Below are 16115 nucleotides of genomic sequence, written 5' to 3'. Positions count from 1 at the left end.
TGTTGCTAATCCGTGGGGTTATTGTGCGTATTTGTAAAATTTATTTTATCTATTCTAACAATTGTTATTGATAATGAGAAACGTTATCGGCAGAATTCGCATTATCATAACGCGTGGAAACTGTTTGATGATGACTTTGCCAAATAAAACTCTGGCCTGGGATGTGGCCGCACAGTGCTTTCTGAATTCCCTTGTTCGCGAAACCAACGACTGGCAACTGACCGACAGCCAGCCCGCCGAACTCATTATCCCGCTGGGTGAACAACAGGCCCTCTACTTCAAAGTGGCCTATTTCTCCCCTACCCAGCATCACCGCTTTGAATTCCCGGCGCGCCTGGTCAATGCCACCGGCAGCCAGCCGGTTGACTTCGCTACTCTGTCCCAGTTGATTATCGATAAACTCCAGCACCAACAAATGCTGCCGGCCACCGGCTGTGAAGCGTTTTATCAGCGCGTAATGGAAAGCCATGCCCATACCCAACAGGCGATTGAAGCTCGCCATGACTGGAACGGGCTGCGCGAAAAAGCCCTGAACTTTGGTGAAGCCGAGCAGGCATTGCTGGTGGGACACGCCTTCCACCCGGCGCCGAAATCCCACGAACCGTTTAACCAGCAGGAAGCCGAACGCTACCTGCCTGATTTTGCTCCGCATTTCCCGCTGCGCTGGTTCGCGGTGGATAAGAGCCATCTGGCGGGTGAAAGCCTGCATCTCAATTTGCAGCAGCGCCTGACGCGCTTTGCCGCTGAAAATGCGCCGCAGCTGCTGAGCGAACTTAGCGACAATCAATGGCTGTTTCCGCTGCATCCCTGGCAGGCAGGCTATCTGCTGGAGCAGGAGTGGTGCCAGCAGCTGGTCGCCAAAGGACTGGTGAAAGATTTGGGCGAAGCCGGTGCTCCGTGGCTGCCAACCACCTCTTCACGCTCGCTCTACTGCGCCACCAGCCGCGACATGATCAAATTCTCTCTGAGCGTGCGCCTGACCAACTCCGTACGCACGCTGTCGGTAAAAGAAGTCAAACGCGGAATGCGCCTTGCACGCCTCGCGCAAACTGACCGCTGGCAGACGCTGCAGGCCCGCTTCCCAACCTTCCGCGTGATGCAGGAAGACGGCTGGGCCGGGCTGCGCTGCCTGCACGGCAATATCATGGAAGAAAGCCTGTTTGCCCTGCGTGAGAACCTGCTGGTTGATCAGCCGCAGAGCCAGACTAACGTGCTGGTCTCCCTGACGCAGTCTGCTCCAGACGGCGGTGATTCGCTGCTGGTTGCCGCGGTTAATCGCCTGAGCAGCCGCCTGGGAATTACGCCAAAGCAGGCCGCACACGCCTGGGTCGAGGCGTATTGCCAGCAGGTGCTGAAGCCGCTGTTTACCGCCGAAGCGGATTACGGCCTGGTTTTACTGGCTCACCAGCAAAACATTCTGGTGGCGATGCAGCAGGATCTGCCGGTCGGGCTTATCTACCGCGACTGCCAGGGCAGCGCCTTTATGCCGCATGCGACGGGCTGGCTAGACATGATTGGCGAAGCGCAGGCGGAGAACGTCTTCACCCGCGAACAGCTTCTGCGCTACTTCCCTTATTACCTGCTGGTGAACTCCACGTTCGCCGTGACCGCCGCGCTCGGCGCCGCGGGCCTGGATAGCGAAGTGAACCTGATGGGCCGTGTACGCAGCGCGCTCAGCGCCGTACGCGATGAGGTTACGCATAAAACCTGTCTCGACTACGTGCTGGCAAGCCCGCACTGGAACGTGAAGGGTAACTTCTTCTGCTACCTGCACGACCATAACGAAAACACCATCGTCGATCCTTCGGTGATTTATTTCGACTTTGTGAACCCGCTGCAGGCTCAGGAGGGCTGAATGTTTCAGGCATCTATTGTTCACGGCGGGCACGGGCTGCGCTGTGAAAAGCTCGATAAGCCTCTGAGTCTTGGCTGGGGCCAGGACGGCGGCGCGGTCTTGCACTGGCCGGGCGAACTGCCTGCAGGCTGGCTGCGTGACGCGCTGGATCAGATGTTTGTTGCCGCGCCGCAGCTTACTTCTATCGTGCTGCCTTATGCCGAATGGCGGGAAGAGCCGCAGGCGCTGGTACTGTTCGATTTGCTTAAAAGCGACATCGTTCACCGCGCGACCTTCTGGCAGCTGCCGCTGTGGCTGAGCGCTCCGGCTAATCAGGCTTCCGGTGAGATGGTGTTTGACGCTGAACGCGAAATCTATTTCCCGCTCCGCCCCGCTCGTCCGACGGGCGAGGTTTATCGCCGTTACGATCCGCGCGTTCGCAAAACGCTGAGCTTTCGGGTAGCAGATCCGACGCTCGACGCCGAACGTTTTACCCGTTGGATGAACGATCCGCGCGTGGACTATTTCTGGGAGCAAAGCGGCTCGCTGGAGGTACAAACCGCGTACCTGGCGCGCCAGCTTACCGGCAAACACGCTTTCCCGCTGATCGGCTGCTTCGACGACCAGCCGTTCAGCTACTTCGAAATTTACTGGGCGGCAGAAGACCGCATTGGCCGCCATTATGCCTGGCGGCCGTTCGATCGCGGCCTGCATCTGCTGGTTGGCGAGCAGCAGTGGCGCGGCGCGCACTATGTTCAAAGCTGGCTGCGCGGGCTGACCCACTACCTGCTGCTGGACGAGCCGCGCACGCAGCGTACCGTGCTGGAGCCGCGGGCTGATAATCAGCGCCTGTTCCGCCATCTGGAGCCTGCGGGCTACACGACGCTTAAGGAGTTTGATTTCCCGCACAAGCGTTCGCGCCTGGTCATGGCTGACCGCCACAACTTCTTTAGCAAGGTAGGTCTGTAATGAATCGCAAGGATTGGGATTTTGTGAACCGCCAGCTGGTGGCAAAAATGCTGGCTGAGCTGGAGTACGAGCAGGTTTTTCAGGCCGAATCGCTGGGCGAAAATCGCCACTGCATCAGCTTAGCCGGTGCAGAGTGGCATTTTAACGCCGAGCGCGGCATCTGGGGCTGGCTGTGGATTGATGCGCAGACGCTGCGCTGCGCCGACGAGCCCGTGTTAGCCCAAACGCTGCTAATGCAGCTCAAGCCGGTGCTGTCGATGAGCGACGCCACCGTGGCCGAGCATATGCAGGATCTGTACGCCACCCTGCTGGGCGACCTGCAGTTGCTGAACGCGCGCCGTGGCATGAGCGCAGAAAACCTTATCGATCTGGACGCGGACCGTCTGCAGTGCCTGCTCAGCGGTCACCCAAAATTTGCCTTTAACAAAGGGCGTCGCGGCTGGGGCAAAGAGGCACTGGAGCGCTATGCGCCGGAGTATGCCAATACCTTCCGCCTGCACTGGCTGGCGGTGAAGCGCGAGCATATGGTCTGGCGCTGCGACAGCGAGCTGGATATCCAGCAGCTCATCGCCGCGGCGATGGACGAGCAGGAGCTGGCCCGCTTTACGCAGGCGTGGCAGGCCAGCGGCCTGGATGACGGCTGGCTTCCGCTGCCGGTGCATCCGTGGCAGTGGCAGCAGAAAATCGCGCTCGATTTCGTCGCCGATCTCGCCGAAGGCAAAATGATTTCCCTGGGCGAATTTGGCGACCAGTGGCTGGCCCAGCAGTCGCTGCGCACGCTGACTAACGCCAGCCGCCAGGGCGGTTTAGACATCAAGCTGCCGCTGACGATTTATAACACTTCCTGCTATCGCGGCATTCCGGGCAAATACATTGCCGCCGGGCCGCTCGCCTCCCGCTGGCTGCAAAACGTGTTCACCACGGACAGCACGCTGGTGAAAACCGGGGCGGTTATCCTCGGCGAACCGGCTGCAGGCTACGTTTCTCATGCAGGCTACGCCGCGCTCGCTCAGGCCCCCTATCGCTACCAGGAGATGCTGGGCGTTATCTGGCGCGAGAACCCGAGCCGCTGGCTGAAGCCGGACGAAACGCCGATCCTGATGGCTACCCTGATGGAGTGCGACGAAAACAATCAGTCGCTGATTGGGGCGTATATCGCTCGCTCCGGCCTGGACGCGGAAACCTGGCTGACGCAGATGTTCCGCGTGGTGGTGGTGCCGCTGTACCACCTGCTCTGCCGCTACGGCGTGGCGCTGATTGCCCACGGACAAAATATTACGCTCGCCATGAAAGACGGCGTGCCGCAGCGCGTGCTGCTGAAGGATTTCCAGGGCGATATGCGTCTGGTGAAGGATGAGTTCCCGGAGATGGACTCCCTGCCTCAGGAAGTGCGGGACGTGACCGCCCGCCTGAGCGCCGACTACTTAATTCATGATTTGCAGACCGGCCATTTCGTGACGGTGCTGCGCTTTGTTTCGCCGCTCATGGCTCGCCTTGGCGTGCCGGAGAGACGCTTTTATCAGCTGCTGGCCGCAGTGTTGAGTGATTACATGCAGGAACACCCGCAAATGTCGGCGCGTTTTGCGCTTTTCTCACTCTTTAAGCCACAAATCATCCGCGTTGTGCTGAACCCGGTAAAACTGACCTGGCCTGACCAGGACGGAGGCAGCCGCATGCTGCCGAATTACCTCGAGGATCTGCAAAACCCGCTGTGGCTGGTAACCAGGGATTGAATTATGACAAACACTGTTGATTTTATTGGCGTAGGTATCGGCCCGTTTAACCTTAGCATTGCGGCACTGTCTCACGAAGCAGAGGGATTTAGCAGCCAGTTCTTTGACGGCCGCCCTGACTTTGCGTGGCATCCGGGCATGCTGGTGCCGGACTGCCATATGCAGACCATGTTCCTGAAAGATTTGGTCAGCGCCGTGGCCCCCACCAGCCCGTTCAGCTTTGTGAACTACCTGGTGAAGCGCAAAAAATTCTACCGTTTTCTGACCACCGAGCTGCGTACCGTCTCGCGCGATGAGTTTTCGGACTACCTGCGCTGGGCCGCAGAGGGCATGGATAACCTGAAGTTTAACCAGACGGTCGAACGCATTGATTTCGACGAGCAGCGCAAGCTGTTTGTGGTGCAGACCGGCCAGGGGGAAACGCTCGCGCGCAATATTTGCCTCGGCATTGGCAAGCAGCCTCACCTGCCGCCGTGCGTAAAAACCGCCACGCCGACCTGCTTCCACGCCAGCGAAATGAGCCTGCGCCTGCCGAATCTGAGCGGCAAACGTGTAACGGTTGTCGGCGGTGGGCAAAGCGGCGCGGACCTGTTCCTCAACGCGTTCCGCGGCGCGTGGGGCGAAGTTGCTGAGGTGAACTGGGTCTCACGTCGCAATAACTTTAACGCGCTGGATGAAGCCGCGTTCGCCAACGAATACTTCACCCCGGAATACGTCTCTGGCTTTGTGGGCCTGAATGAAGACGCGCGCCAGAAGATGCTCGATGAGCAGAAAATGACCTCCGACGGCATTACCGCCGACTCGTTGCTGACCATCTATCGCGAGCTTTATCACCGCTTTGAAGTGCTCGGCCAGCCACGCAATGCGCGCCTGCTGCCGAGCCGCTCGGTCACCGGCCTTGAAAGCCGCGGCCTGGGCTGGCAGCTGCTGTTGGAACATCACCTCGACGAGGGCTATGACACGCTGGACAGCGATGTGGTTATCTTCGCCACCGGCTACCGCCCAACGCTGCCGCAAATGCTTTCGCCGTTAATGCCACGCATGACGATGCTTGATGAGTGCAACTTCAAAGTGCGCGACGACTTTACGCTGGAGTGGAACGGCCCGGCCGGAAATAACATTTTTGCGGTCAACGCCAGCATGCAAACCCACGGGATTGCCGAGCCGCAGCTGAGCCTGATGGCGTGGCGCTCCGCCAAAATTCTGAATCGCGCGCTGGGGCGTGATTTGTTCGATCTCAGTACGCCGCCCGCGCTGATTCAATGGCGCAGCGGCAGCCGGGAAAAACCGCAGCACAGTGCTGCTTCCTTAACTCACTATTCCTCTAAATCATTCGAAATGCAGCCCGGCGCTAACTGAGCACATCCCCCGAAACGTAGGCCGCTACGGGACGGGGGATTGCCGTTAACACCGGGACAGATTGAAGGGTAACGAGGACACAGCATATTTGGGCCGATGTTTGTCAGCCCGTGTGAAGGAACAATGATGATAACCAAAAAGCATACGCTTTGGGCGCTCAACCCGTTACTGCTCGCCATGATGGCGCCAGCAGTGGCACAGCAAACCAGTGACGAGACGATGGTGGTTTCCGCCAACCGCAGCAACCGCACCGTCGCCGAAATGGCCCAAACCACCTGGGTGATCGAGAAATCCGAACTGGAGCAGCAGATCCAGGGCGGCAAAGAGTTTAAAGACGCGCTGGCCCAGCTGATCCCCGGCCTTGACGTCAGCAGCCAGAGCCGCACCAACTACGGTATGAACGTGCGTGGCCGCCCGCTGGTGGTGCTGGTTGACGGCGTGCGCCTCAACTCTTCCCGCACCGACAGCCGCCAGCTGGACTCTATCGATCCGTTCAACATCGATCATATTGAAGTCATTTCCGGCGCAACCGCCCTGTACGGCGGCGGCAGTACCGGCGGCCTTATCAATATCGTGACCAAAAAAGGCCAGAAGGATACCCAGGTAGAATTTGAGACCGGCATCAAGAGCGGCTTTAACAGCAGTAAAGATCACGACGAGCGCGTCGCCAGCGCTATTTCCGGCGGTAACGACCATATCTCTGGTCGCGCGTCGGTAGCCTACCAGAAATTTGGCGGCTGGTTTGACGGCAACGGCGATGCCACGCTGCTGGATAACACCCAGACCGGCCTGCAGTATTCCGACCGCCTTGACGTGATGGGCACCGGCACGCTGAACATTGATGAAAACCAGCAGCTGCAGCTCGTGACCCAATATTATAAAAGCAAGGGTGACGATGATTACGGCCTGAACCTCGGGAAAAACTTCTCCGCCATCAGCGGCTCCAGCAGCCCGTACGTTAGTAAAGGCCTGAATTCTGACCGCGTGCCGGGCACCGAGCGTCACCTGATCAGCATGCAGTACTCCAACAGTGATTTCCTCGGCCAGGAGCTGGTGGGCCAGGTTTACTATCGCGACGAGTCGCTGCTGTTCTATCCGTTCCCGACGGTGAATGCGAACAAGAAAGCGACCGCTTTTTCTTCTTCCCAGCAGGATACCAACCAGTACGGCGCGAAGCTGACGATGAACAGCAAGCCGCTCGACGGCTGGCAACTGACCTACGGCCTGGACGCCGACCACGAACGCTTTACCTCTAACCAGATGTTCTTCGATCTGGCGCAGGCCAGCGCCTCCGGCGGCCTGAACAATCAGAAGATTTATACCACCGGGCGTTACCCGTCGTATGACATCAGCAACCTGGCCGCCTTCCTGCAGTCCAGCTATGACATCAACGATATCTTTACCCTGAGCGGCGGCGTGCGCTACCAGTACACCGAGAATAAGATTGATGATTTCATCGGCTTCGCGCAGCAGCAGCAAATTGCGGCCGGTACGGCAAAATCTGCCGACGCTATCCCTGGCGGCTCCACCGACTACGATAACTTCCTGTTCAACGCCGGTTTGCTGATGCACATCACCGAGCGCCAGCAGGCCTGGCTGAACTTCTCCCAGGGCGTAGAGCTGCCGGATCCGGGTAAATACTACGGCCGCGGCACCTATGGCGCAGCGGTTAACGGCCATCTGCCGCTGACCAACAGCGTCAACGTAGACGCCAGCAAGCTGCAGGGCGTGAAGGTTGACTCCTACGAGCTGGGCTGGCGCTACACCGGCGACAACCTGCGCACGCAGATTGCAGCCTACTACTCGCTGTCTGATAAGAGCGTGCTGGCGAATAAGGACCTGACCATCAGCGTCGTGGACGACAAGCGTCGTATTTACGGCGTGGAAGGCGCAGTGGACTACTTTATTCCTGATACCAACTGGAGCACCGGCGCGAACTTTAACGTCCTGAAAACGGAATCTAAGGTTAACGGCAGCTGGCAGAAGTATGACGTGAAGGTGGCAAGCCCGTCGAAAGCGACCGCCTACATCGGCTGGGCGCCAGATCCGTGGAGCCTTCGCGTGCAGAGCACCACCTCCTTTAACGTGAGCGACGCGGCAGGCTACAGCGTAGACGGTTACACCACCGTCGACCTGCTCGGCAGCTACGATCTGCCGGTGGGTAAACTCAGCTTCAGCGTAGAAAACGTCTTTGACCGTGACTACACCACGGTCTGGGGCCAGCGTGCGCCTCTGTACTACAGCCCGGGCTATGGCCCTGCTTCGCTGTATGACTACAAAGGCCGTGGCCGCACCTTTGGCATGAACTACTCCGTTCTGTTCTAAGCTTCTCCCCTTGCCCGGCGCCTGCCGGGCAAGTTCACTCGCTTACCCTTCCTAACAGTTTATCCCTCGACCAGCGCCAAATAGTCTTTTAAAAATAAGGGATATTTAAGCCTCTCTTATGACCGGAGACGATATGAAAATTGGGTTTATTGGCGTGGGCAGCGTGATAGAAACAGCCTATATTCCGGCGATAGGCCGACTCTCTCGTAGCGATGTGGTTTGCTACGGCTTTGACCCAGCGCCGCGCTACCGTTCCGAAGCGATTACACTTTTACCGTCTTTATCGCAGCTATTAGCGCTGCCGCTGGATTTGGTGTTTATCACCACCTCGTCCCTCCAGCATTTGCCGATGCTGAAAAACGTGCTGCAACAAAGTACTCTGCCGATAGTGGTTGAAAAACCTGTCGCAGCGACGCTGCAGCAGCTTGATGAACTTGAAGCCCTACTAAGCGATCCGGTCGTTGCCGCCAGGGTACTTGCCCTGGACCACTGGATGATAAGAACCGATGCAGCGCGCTTTATTGAGCGCCCCGGAGATATCGACCGTATTGAAGGCTTTTTACTTGAGCCGAGCGGCTTTAACGCTGCCGGAGAGCCCATCGCGCTGAATTTTGCCACCGGCGAGCCCGATACCCGCGAGCTGCGTCACCCGGACGGCGTTATTGTGGACATTGGCACACACGTGCTGGCGATGATGCGGGAAACGCTGATCCAGGCCGGTGCTGACGAGTCGCTGGCGCTTGAATTGTTGCTGGCCAAAGACCGGCTCGACAACAGCATTTTGTCCGGAGACTTCACCACCGCAGAAGGCCAGGCGCTGCTGCGCGGAGAGATTGGCGGTATCCCCTGCGTGCTGCAGCTGAACAAATATGCCGGGCCCGCCGGCGGGCAAAAAGGCATCAATATCGTGCTGAAAGACGGCAGAGTGATTGCCGCCGACCGCCGTGGCGCAGAGGAAACGCTAACCGTAGACGGCGAACCCACGCTGGATATGAGCGGCCCGCTTTACGACCGCTGCCTGAGAGAGGTTATTTTTGGCGACGGGACGCTGTTTGAGCGATCGCCGCAGGCAATACCCGCATTAACCCGGCGCAGAATTCAGGAAGTCAGGGCGCTGCTCACGCTGCAACAAACGCTACGTGGCGAGCGCTAAAACAAAAAACCCGCCGGATGGCGGATTTTCTTTTGAGGCTGGATATCAGGCCTTGTTCAGAACAAGCTGGCCTTTGCTGTCCAGAGGGATCTGGGTGCCGGGGTCTTTATCCATGCGGATTTTGCCCTGCTGATCGCCGATTTTATAGGTGACATCATAGCCGAGCATTTTTTCTGACTTATCGTACACGGTCTTACAACGCTGCTGAGAGGTGGTATAGGTATCCCCCTCCTGCATCGCGCCCTGCACCTGGTTACCTGCATAACCGCCGCCCAGCGCACCGACAACCGTGGCAACATCTTTACCGCGACCACCGCCGAACTGATGACCCAGTACGCCACCGGCTACCGCGCCCAGTGCGGAACCCAGAATTCGGTTCTCATCCTGGACCGGTTTACGGTGCGTCACGGCCACATCTCGGCACTCCTGACGCGGTGTTTTTACCGTTTCCTTGATTGGCGTCGCAGACACCACCTGTGCATACTGGGGACCACGGTCAAACACATTCAAACTTGCGACCGCAGCCACGCCCAGCGCAGCGGCCACGCCAATACCAATACCCGCTAACATTGATTTATTCACAGGACATCCTCCTGACCTTGTTGTTAACCTAATTTTGCACTCAGGTGACAGGTTTAAGAAATCAGACTACGGACTAAAAGTGCGGGATCGTGTGGTGAGAAGGCGTGTTTAAGACAACTCTGAGCCGCAGGTTAGGAATATGCCGAGTTTTATGCTGGTTACCGGCAATAAAAAACCCGGCGCGGTGGCCTAATGCTTGTCAGTTAAGCTTTTGAAGGGGAAAGAGGCCAGTGATCTGTCAGCGTTTTTTTGTAAATTCTTGAGGAGAGTTGAAGTGATGGAACAGAACGACAGCAGCATCACCCAAATCGTGACGTCATTGATGTCATCAATGGACGTGCTCACGATGTGCTACTTTGCTCAGGAAAGCGGTGCGGTACCGCCGCTGGCATTTCAGGTCGATTTCCCAAGGCTTGAGATCGTGCTGAAGGGAGAAATCAGCGACGGGCCGTACCAGCTCAAAGCCCATGATTTGCTGTATGTACCCGCCGGAAGCTGGAACTGCCCGCAGTGGGATAAACCGGCCACCACCCTCAGCATTTTATTCGGCAAGCAGCAGCTGGGCTTCAGCGTGCAGCGCTGGGATGGGGATGAGTTGCAGAATGTGATGAAACAGCACGTGGCCCGCCGTGGCCCGCGCGTGGGCTCTTTTTTATTACAGGCACTGAATGAGATCCGCATGCAGCCGCAGGATAACAACACCGCGCGGATGATTGTGATAAGCCTGCTAAGCCACTGCGCCGACCTGCTAAACAGCCAGATCCAGACCGCTTCGCGCAGCCAGGCATTGTTCGAAGCTATCCGCGATCATATTGATGCGAACTATGCCGACGCCCTCACTCGGTACTCGGTGGCGCACGCGTTTTACATTTCGCCTAATTATCTCTCGCACCTGTTTAATAAAAGCGGCGCCTTAGGCTTTAACGAATATCTTAACCACACCCGGCTCGAAAAAGCCAAAGCGCTGCTCAAGGGATATGATCTGAAAGTGAAGGAAGTGGCGCACGCCTGCGGCTTCACCGACAGCAACTATTTCTGTCGGCTGTTTCGCAAGAATACCGACCGCTCACCGTCCGAATACCGACGGCAGTACCACAGCCAGCTGCTGACTAAAGAGTGATATGGGTGTGCTGAGGGGCCGAAAGCAGTTTGCGCACGGCGCTCATCACCTTTTGCGGCTCGCGTAAAAAAGTATTAATGCCTGAGCGAACATAGCGCGCGTCGCTAAAACGCGCTTCGCCGCTCAGGTCGATATCGGCGATCAGCAGCACAACGTCAGCGCGCTCGATCTCATCCCTACTTAGCGCGTTTTCAATGCCCAGCGCGCCCTGAGTTTCAATTTTGACGATCCATTTTTCCTGCTGGCACAGTTTCTCCAGCCGCTCTGCCGCCATGTAGGTATGGGCCACGCCGCTCACGCAGGCGGTGACCGCCACCAGAAATCTTCCGCCAGTTCCCCTCATCTTAACCTCCCACTGTTACCTGAAAACCCGCAGCTTCTGCCCGCACGCGCACGCGGGCAATCTCTTCGGCCGTTGGCGGTAGGCAGGCTTTCATCGTCCATTCGCCGCCCAGCAGTCGGTATTTTGGTTCACCATACTGATGAAAGGGAAGCAAATGCAGCTCCCGGAGGCCCGTCGGGGCTAAAAAAACCAACACCCGTCGCACATTTTCGTCTTCCAGGGTAAACCCCGGGATCAGCGGAAGCCGCGGAATGACCCTGATCCCTTCGCTCACCAGCGCTAAAAAATTCTCCAGCACCCGCAGCTGATTCATTTTCACCACCGCCTGAGCGCTCACGGGATCCATTATCTTTAAATCGAAGAGCACCTCATCGCACTGCTGAGCCAGCGGCAGCAGGCGGCTCAATGGCGCATCGCCTGCGGTCTCGATGGCGGTATGCACCCCCACCTTGCGCAGGCGCCTGAGAAAGCGGGTCGCGAACCCCGCCTGCATTAACACTTCACCGCCCGAGAGCGTAACGCCGCCGCTCGATGTGCGATAAAAAATCTCGTCTTTTAGCACCTCACGCTCAAGCTCCTCCAGCGTGATATCCCTGCCAATGCGCTCAAATGCCCCCGAGGGGCACTCGTCCGCATCGCGCAGGCAGGGAGCACAATGCAGGCATTTACTCTCGCGCCGGACGGTTTCAATACCGGGCGAAAGGGACTCCGGATTGGCGCACCACGGGCAGCGATGTGGGCAGCCTTTGAAAAAAACCACCGTGCGGATCCCATGACCGTCGTTCAGGGAGTAACGCTGAATATTGAAAATGCGCGCCATATCAGCGCGCATCTCCAGCACCTCACAGCTGATGCGCGGTGCGGCGGATAATGTCATCCTGAATCTCCTTCGACAGCTCCACGAAGAACGCGCTGTACCCAGCCACACGCACCACCAGCCCGGCGAAGTCCTGTGGCCGCCCCTGCGCTTCACGCAGAGTATCGGCATTCACCACGTTGAACTGGACGTGCTGTAATTTCAGACTGGTGAAAGCCCGCAGGAAATCGGCCAGCTTATTCAGCCCGGCATCGCCCTCCAGCGTCGCGGGCGTGAATTTGACGTTCAGCAGCGTACCGTTTGATAACAGCGTGTTATCCAGCTTGCTCACGGATTTCAGCACGGCGGTTGGCCCCTGCATATCCTGCCCGAGCATCGGCGACAGCCCGCCGTCGGCCAGCTGCTCGCCCGCATAGCGCCCGTCTGGCGTTGCGCCCACCACCGCGCCCAGCGGCACATGCGCGGAGACCGTGTAAGAGCCAGGCGTAAACTGCCCACCGCGCGGATTGCGGTACTTTTCTACCTCTTTGCAGTAATAACGCAGCAGATCGGCACTGATGTTGTCCACTTCATCGATATCGTTGCCGTATTTCTCAAAGCGGTTGATCAGCCTCGCGCGAATTTTCACCCCTTCCGGCGTGGCAAAGTTCGCTTTCAGCACCGACAGCAGTTCGTCGAAACTCACTCTTTTCTGCTCAAACACCATGCCTTTCAGAGCGTGGAGAGAGTCGCTGAGGTTGGCAATGCCGATCCCCTGAACGCCCGAGAAGTTGTAGCGAGCGCCACCCTCGGTGATGTCTTTGCCCTTTGCCAGACAATCGCTGATGAACGACGACAGCAGCGGCACCGGAGCCCAGTCGCGGTGGCCGATATCGCAAATGTTGCTGCCCTCCGCCATCAGTGAAATGAAATGGCGGGTTTTCAGCCGAATGGCTTCCAGCAGGGTTTCCCAGCTGATGTCCGCGTTGCCTTCGTTTTCCAGCAACACGATTTCCATCACTTTCAGCAGGTTGAACATCGCGATGTCGTGAAGCCCGTAGGTTTTGCCGGGGACTGAAAGCTCCACGCAGCCCACCACCGCATAATCACGGGCATCTTCAAGCGTTACGCCGCGGTTCAGGAACGCTGGCACGATCACCTCATCGTTAAAAATCTGCGGAATACCGGTGCCCAGCCGAATGGTTTCTGCGGTTTTGCGTAAGAACGGACCGTCAGTCATCTCATTCACGCGTACGCCAAGGTTAGGCTGCGGCAGGCGGACATTCTGATAGGCATCCAGGCACAGGAACGAAAGGATGTTTACCGCGCTGCGCCCGTTTTCGGTCTGGCCGCCGAGCAGGGCGGTATAGCCGGTCGGGAAGCCCGCGAAATAGCGCGCACTGCTGGTTGAGCGCAGCAGCACCACGTCGTTGCACTTCACCCACAGAGATTCGAGCATTTCACGCAGGAAAGCCAGATCCTCCCCCTGGCTCAGCGAGGCTTGATAGAAAGGGAGCATGTACTGGTCAAAGCGGCCGATCGACAGCGAGCTGGCATTCGACTCGTACTGCAAAATCACATTCATGTACCAGAACAGCTGGCACGCCTGCCAGAAGGTCCTCGGCCTGTGCTCTGCGTTGTGGCGTGAAATGTCGGCCATCTGGCGCAGCTCCTGCGCCCGCTGCGCGTTGTCACACTGAAGCGCCAGCGCATCGGCGAGCGTGGCATAGCGCAGAATATGGCGCTGTGAAGCTTTCAGCAGCAGCAGCGCGGCGGCATAAAAGTCGTTATCCGGCTCGCGCTGGCAGAGTGTTTGCAGCTCGCTCACCTGCGCTCCCAGTCCATTTTCCAGCAGGCGCGGGTAATCAATGATGATGTGTCCCTGCCCTTTATCGGTCTGGTTCACGCTGAAAATTTGCGTCGCCACTGCCGCCTTCACCTCATCCGCCATTCTGGCATTGATGAAGTCCTTCATCGAACGCTTTTCCCAGTAGGGAAACAGTTTTTCGCGATAGATCCGCTTGTCCTCATCGCTGATAACAAACTTGTCCTGCGGGCGGGTGGCGAACTGGTCCAGCTCCTTCAGCAGCCAGTACGGATCCATTTCCGGCGACATAATCCCGGCGCGCGGCTGCACGGTGCGGTTACCGGCAATCAGCTCCTCATCACGGATCGCGATCGCCACCTTATCCAGAATATGCGCCGTCGCTTTGGCTCTGCGCAGGATCACCGGCTCGCCTTCCGTCAGCCGGTGGCTTTCGGTATAGAGCAGCGCGCGCTCGAGAGAAATTTCACGGGGTCTGGCAAACAGGGCGTCTTTCAGGCGTTGAATGCGATTCGTCATGGGGCACTCCTTCAATCAGTTAAGGCTGCCCGCCCCGAACGGAGCGGGCCCGGGCGCTAGGCGGTTTGCGTCAGGTGGGCTTCAATCTTGTTCATGATGGCGTCGGCACGCTTCACCGCGTCGCTGATGTTGACGCGGACAATGGTTTTACCCTGGAAACGCTCTTCAAATTTGATGCCGATATCCTTCGTGAGGATAACCATATCGGCCGCGGCCACCTCTTCCGCCGTCAGGGTATTTTCCTGGCCGATCGAGCCCTGAGTTTCCACTTTCACCTGCCAGCCTTTGGCTTTTGCCGCGGCCTCCAGCGCTTCGGCGGCCATGTAGGTATGAGCGACGCCGGACGGACAGGCGGTTACTGCGATAATTGAAATCATGATCATTCCCTCTTAGTTAATCTCGAAATCCAGCTCCAGGTCGTCTTCTTTCTCAACGACCGGTTTATTCCGCGCCAGGCTTTTCAGTACGTTGACGCTCACGGCGGTGACGACGGCCCCCACCGCAACGGCGGCAATATACCCCAGCTTGCCCTCGACAACCGGCAGGACAATCAGCCCCCCCCAGCCCGCATAACACTGCGCGCCGACAACCGCGGCGGTCACCGCGCCGCAGGCTGAGCCCAGCATGATGGAGGGGATTACGCGCAGCGGATCGGCAGCGGCAAACGGGATAGCCCCTTCGGTCACCCCTACGCAGCCCATCACCAGCGCCGCTTTTCCGGCTTCCCGCTCTTCCGCGCTAAAGTTGTTGCGCTTCATCAGCGTTGCCAGGCCCAGCCCTAGCGGCGGCACGCAAATCGCCACCGCGGCAATCGCCACGACTGAATACACCCCCTGCGCCACGCAGATAAGCATGAACGCGTAGGCCACCTTGTTCACCGGGCCGCCCATGTCGAACGCCAGCATCAGTCCCACCACAATCGCCAGCAGCACGATGCTGCCCTGCTGCATCCCCTGCAGCCAGTTGGTAAGGCTGTGCGTCAGCGCCCCCACCGGCTCACCAAGGCCCCACATCATGATCCCGGCGGTAATAAAGGTGCCGATAATCGGGATCACAAATATAGGCATCACCGAGCGCAGCACCTTCGGCACCGGAATGCGCTTGAGATAGAAAACGACGATCCCGCCGATAATCCCGGCGACGATCGCCCCGAAGAACCCTGCGCCAAAGCCGTTACCGACCCAGGCACCAATGGCGCAGGGCGCCAGCGCGGAACGTTCGGCGATGGAGTAGCCGATATAGGCTGCGAGGAAAGGCACCATCAGGGTCAGCCCCGCCACGCCAATATCAAACAGCTTTTTCAGGTTGGGATCTGTTGCGGCGTCGGGCACAGCGCCCTTGCCGTAAAGCATGACGGATACCGCGAGCAAAATGCCTCCGGCGACCACAAACGGGATCATATGCGACACGCCGGTCATCAAGTGCTGACGGGTATTTTTGAGGATCTGCACCAACTCTTTCATTTGCTGCTCCCGGGACACAGGCCCATATTCATAAGGTTATTGAGGCCACAATAGGCAATCGGCAGCGCAACAGACAGTGGACAAAAAGGCCATT

General features: G+C 58.1%; 13 protein-coding genes. 7 read left to right on the top strand and 6 right to left on the bottom strand.

Going from position 1 to position 16115, the window contains the following annotated elements; all coding sequences use genetic code 11:
* Positions 1-130 precede the first annotated feature (130 nt).
* The 6 genes from iucA (at position 131) to VGM55_RS26745 (ending at position 9373) form a co-directional block, all read left to right on the top strand.
* On the top strand, positions 131-1855 hold the full coding sequence (gene iucA / locus VGM55_RS26770) for an aerobactin synthase IucA (protein ID WP_331637273.1): 1725 nt from the start codon (positions 131-133) through the stop codon (positions 1853-1855).
* On the top strand, positions 1856-2803 hold the full coding sequence (gene iucB, locus VGM55_RS26765; RefSeq protein WP_331637261.1) for a N(6)-hydroxylysine O-acetyltransferase: 948 nt from the start codon (positions 1856-1858) through the stop codon (positions 2801-2803). It begins immediately after the preceding gene.
* Positions 2803-4536, top strand: a complete 1734-nt coding sequence (gene iucC, locus VGM55_RS26760) for an aerobactin synthase IucC (protein ID WP_154187642.1) — start codon at positions 2803-2805, stop codon at positions 4534-4536. The genes iucB and iucC overlap by 1 nt, the downstream gene beginning before the upstream one ends.
* Positions 4537-4539: 3 nt before the next feature.
* Positions 4540-5895: an NADPH-dependent L-lysine N(6)-monooxygenase gene (gene iucD, locus VGM55_RS26755; protein WP_331637260.1), complete on the top strand. Its 1356-nt coding sequence runs from the start codon at positions 4540-4542 to the stop codon at positions 5893-5895.
* Positions 5896-6018: 123 nt separating this feature from the next.
* The gene (gene iutA, locus VGM55_RS26750) at positions 6019-8220 is read left to right on the top strand and encodes a ferric aerobactin receptor IutA (RefSeq protein WP_331637259.1); all 2202 of its coding nucleotides are present in this window, start codon (positions 6019-6021) and stop codon (positions 8218-8220) included.
* 133 nt (positions 8221-8353) lie between these two features.
* Positions 8354-9373, top strand: a complete 1020-nt coding sequence (locus VGM55_RS26745) for a Gfo/Idh/MocA family oxidoreductase (protein WP_331637258.1) — start codon at positions 8354-8356, stop codon at positions 9371-9373.
* A gap of 45 nt (positions 9374-9418) precedes the next feature.
* Here the strand turns inward: VGM55_RS26745 and VGM55_RS26740 are convergent, their stop codons facing one another.
* A complete protein-coding gene (locus VGM55_RS26740) occupies positions 9419-9955 on the bottom strand; it encodes a glycine zipper 2TM domain-containing protein (RefSeq protein ID WP_331637257.1) in 537 nt (178 codons plus the stop codon).
* 322 nt (positions 9956-10277) lie between these two features.
* On the opposite strand from VGM55_RS26740, the gene VGM55_RS26735 reads away from it, so the two are divergent.
* Entirely contained in the window at positions 10278-11075 is a 798-nt protein-coding gene (locus tag VGM55_RS26735) for a helix-turn-helix domain-containing protein (protein ID WP_414648322.1), read from the top strand.
* On the opposite strand, the gene VGM55_RS26730 is transcribed toward VGM55_RS26735, so the two are convergent.
* Genes VGM55_RS26730 through VGM55_RS26710 form a run of 5 tightly spaced genes read right to left on the bottom strand, consistent with a single transcriptional unit; the run spans position 11065 to position 16021 of the window.
* Positions 11065-11418, bottom strand: a complete 354-nt coding sequence (locus VGM55_RS26730; protein WP_154187646.1) for a PTS fructose-like transporter subunit IIB — start codon at positions 11416-11418, stop codon at positions 11065-11067. The two genes, VGM55_RS26735 and VGM55_RS26730, sit on opposite strands and share 11 nt — an antisense overlap.
* A 1-nt stretch (position 11419) precedes the next feature.
* The gene (locus VGM55_RS26725) at positions 11420-12295 is read right to left on the bottom strand and encodes a [formate-C-acetyltransferase]-activating enzyme (protein ID WP_154187647.1); all 876 of its coding nucleotides are present in this window, start codon (positions 12293-12295) and stop codon (positions 11420-11422) included.
* On the bottom strand, positions 12261-14558 hold the full coding sequence (locus VGM55_RS26720) for a formate C-acetyltransferase (RefSeq protein WP_154187648.1): 2298 nt from the start codon (positions 14556-14558) through the stop codon (positions 12261-12263). Before VGM55_RS26720 ends, VGM55_RS26725 begins: the two co-directional genes overlap by 35 nt.
* Positions 14559-14614: 56 nt before the next feature.
* A complete protein-coding gene (locus VGM55_RS26715; protein WP_154187649.1) occupies positions 14615-14935 on the bottom strand; it encodes a PTS fructose-like transporter subunit IIB in 321 nt (106 codons plus the stop codon).
* A 12-nt stretch (positions 14936-14947) separates the two neighbouring features.
* Entirely contained in the window at positions 14948-16021 is a 1074-nt protein-coding gene (locus tag VGM55_RS26710; RefSeq protein ID WP_154187650.1) for a PTS fructose transporter subunit EIIC, read from the bottom strand.
* Between the last annotated feature and the right edge of the window lie 94 nt (positions 16022-16115).

The organism is Cedecea sp. (genome assembly GCF_036500665.1).
GTDB lineage: Bacteria > Pseudomonadota > Gammaproteobacteria > Enterobacterales > Enterobacteriaceae > Cedecea.
Note: the sequence above shows the minus strand (reverse complement) of the source record. Positions and strands in the feature narration are given on the sequence as shown.

What these genes read in the sequence shown, in the direction of transcription:
- iucD (WP_331637260.1), top strand. Translation starts at nt 4,540, where the DNA reads ATGACAAACACTGTTGATTTTATTGGCGTAGGTATCGGCCCGTTTAAC.
- iucA (WP_331637273.1), top strand. Translation starts at nt 131, where the DNA reads ATGACTTTGCCAAATAAAACTCTGGCCTGGGATGTGGCCGCACAGTGC.
- iutA (WP_331637259.1), top strand. Translation starts at nt 6,019, where the DNA reads ATGATGATAACCAAAAAGCATACGCTTTGGGCGCTCAACCCGTTACTG.
- VGM55_RS26735 (WP_414648322.1), top strand. Translation starts at nt 10,278, where the DNA reads ATGTCATCAATGGACGTGCTCACGATGTGCTACTTTGCTCAGGAAAGC.
- iucB (WP_331637261.1), top strand. Translation starts at nt 1,856, where the DNA reads ATGTTTCAGGCATCTATTGTTCACGGCGGGCACGGGCTGCGCTGTGAA.
- VGM55_RS26715 (WP_154187649.1), bottom strand. Translation starts at nt 14,935, where the DNA reads ATGATTTCAATTATCGCAGTAACCGCCTGTCCGTCCGGCGTCGCTCAT.
- iucC (WP_154187642.1), top strand. Translation starts at nt 2,803, where the DNA reads ATGAATCGCAAGGATTGGGATTTTGTGAACCGCCAGCTGGTGGCAAAA.
- VGM55_RS26730 (WP_154187646.1), bottom strand. Translation starts at nt 11,418, where the DNA reads ATGAGGGGAACTGGCGGAAGATTTCTGGTGGCGGTCACCGCCTGCGTG.
- VGM55_RS26745 (WP_331637258.1), top strand. Translation starts at nt 8,354, where the DNA reads ATGAAAATTGGGTTTATTGGCGTGGGCAGCGTGATAGAAACAGCCTAT.
- VGM55_RS26725 (WP_154187647.1), bottom strand. Translation starts at nt 12,295, where the DNA reads ATGACATTATCCGCCGCACCGCGCATCAGCTGTGAGGTGCTGGAGATG.
- VGM55_RS26710 (WP_154187650.1), bottom strand. Translation starts at nt 16,021, where the DNA reads ATGAAAGAGTTGGTGCAGATCCTCAAAAATACCCGTCAGCACTTGATG.
- VGM55_RS26720 (WP_154187648.1), bottom strand. Translation starts at nt 14,558, where the DNA reads ATGACGAATCGCATTCAACGCCTGAAAGACGCCCTGTTTGCCAGACCC.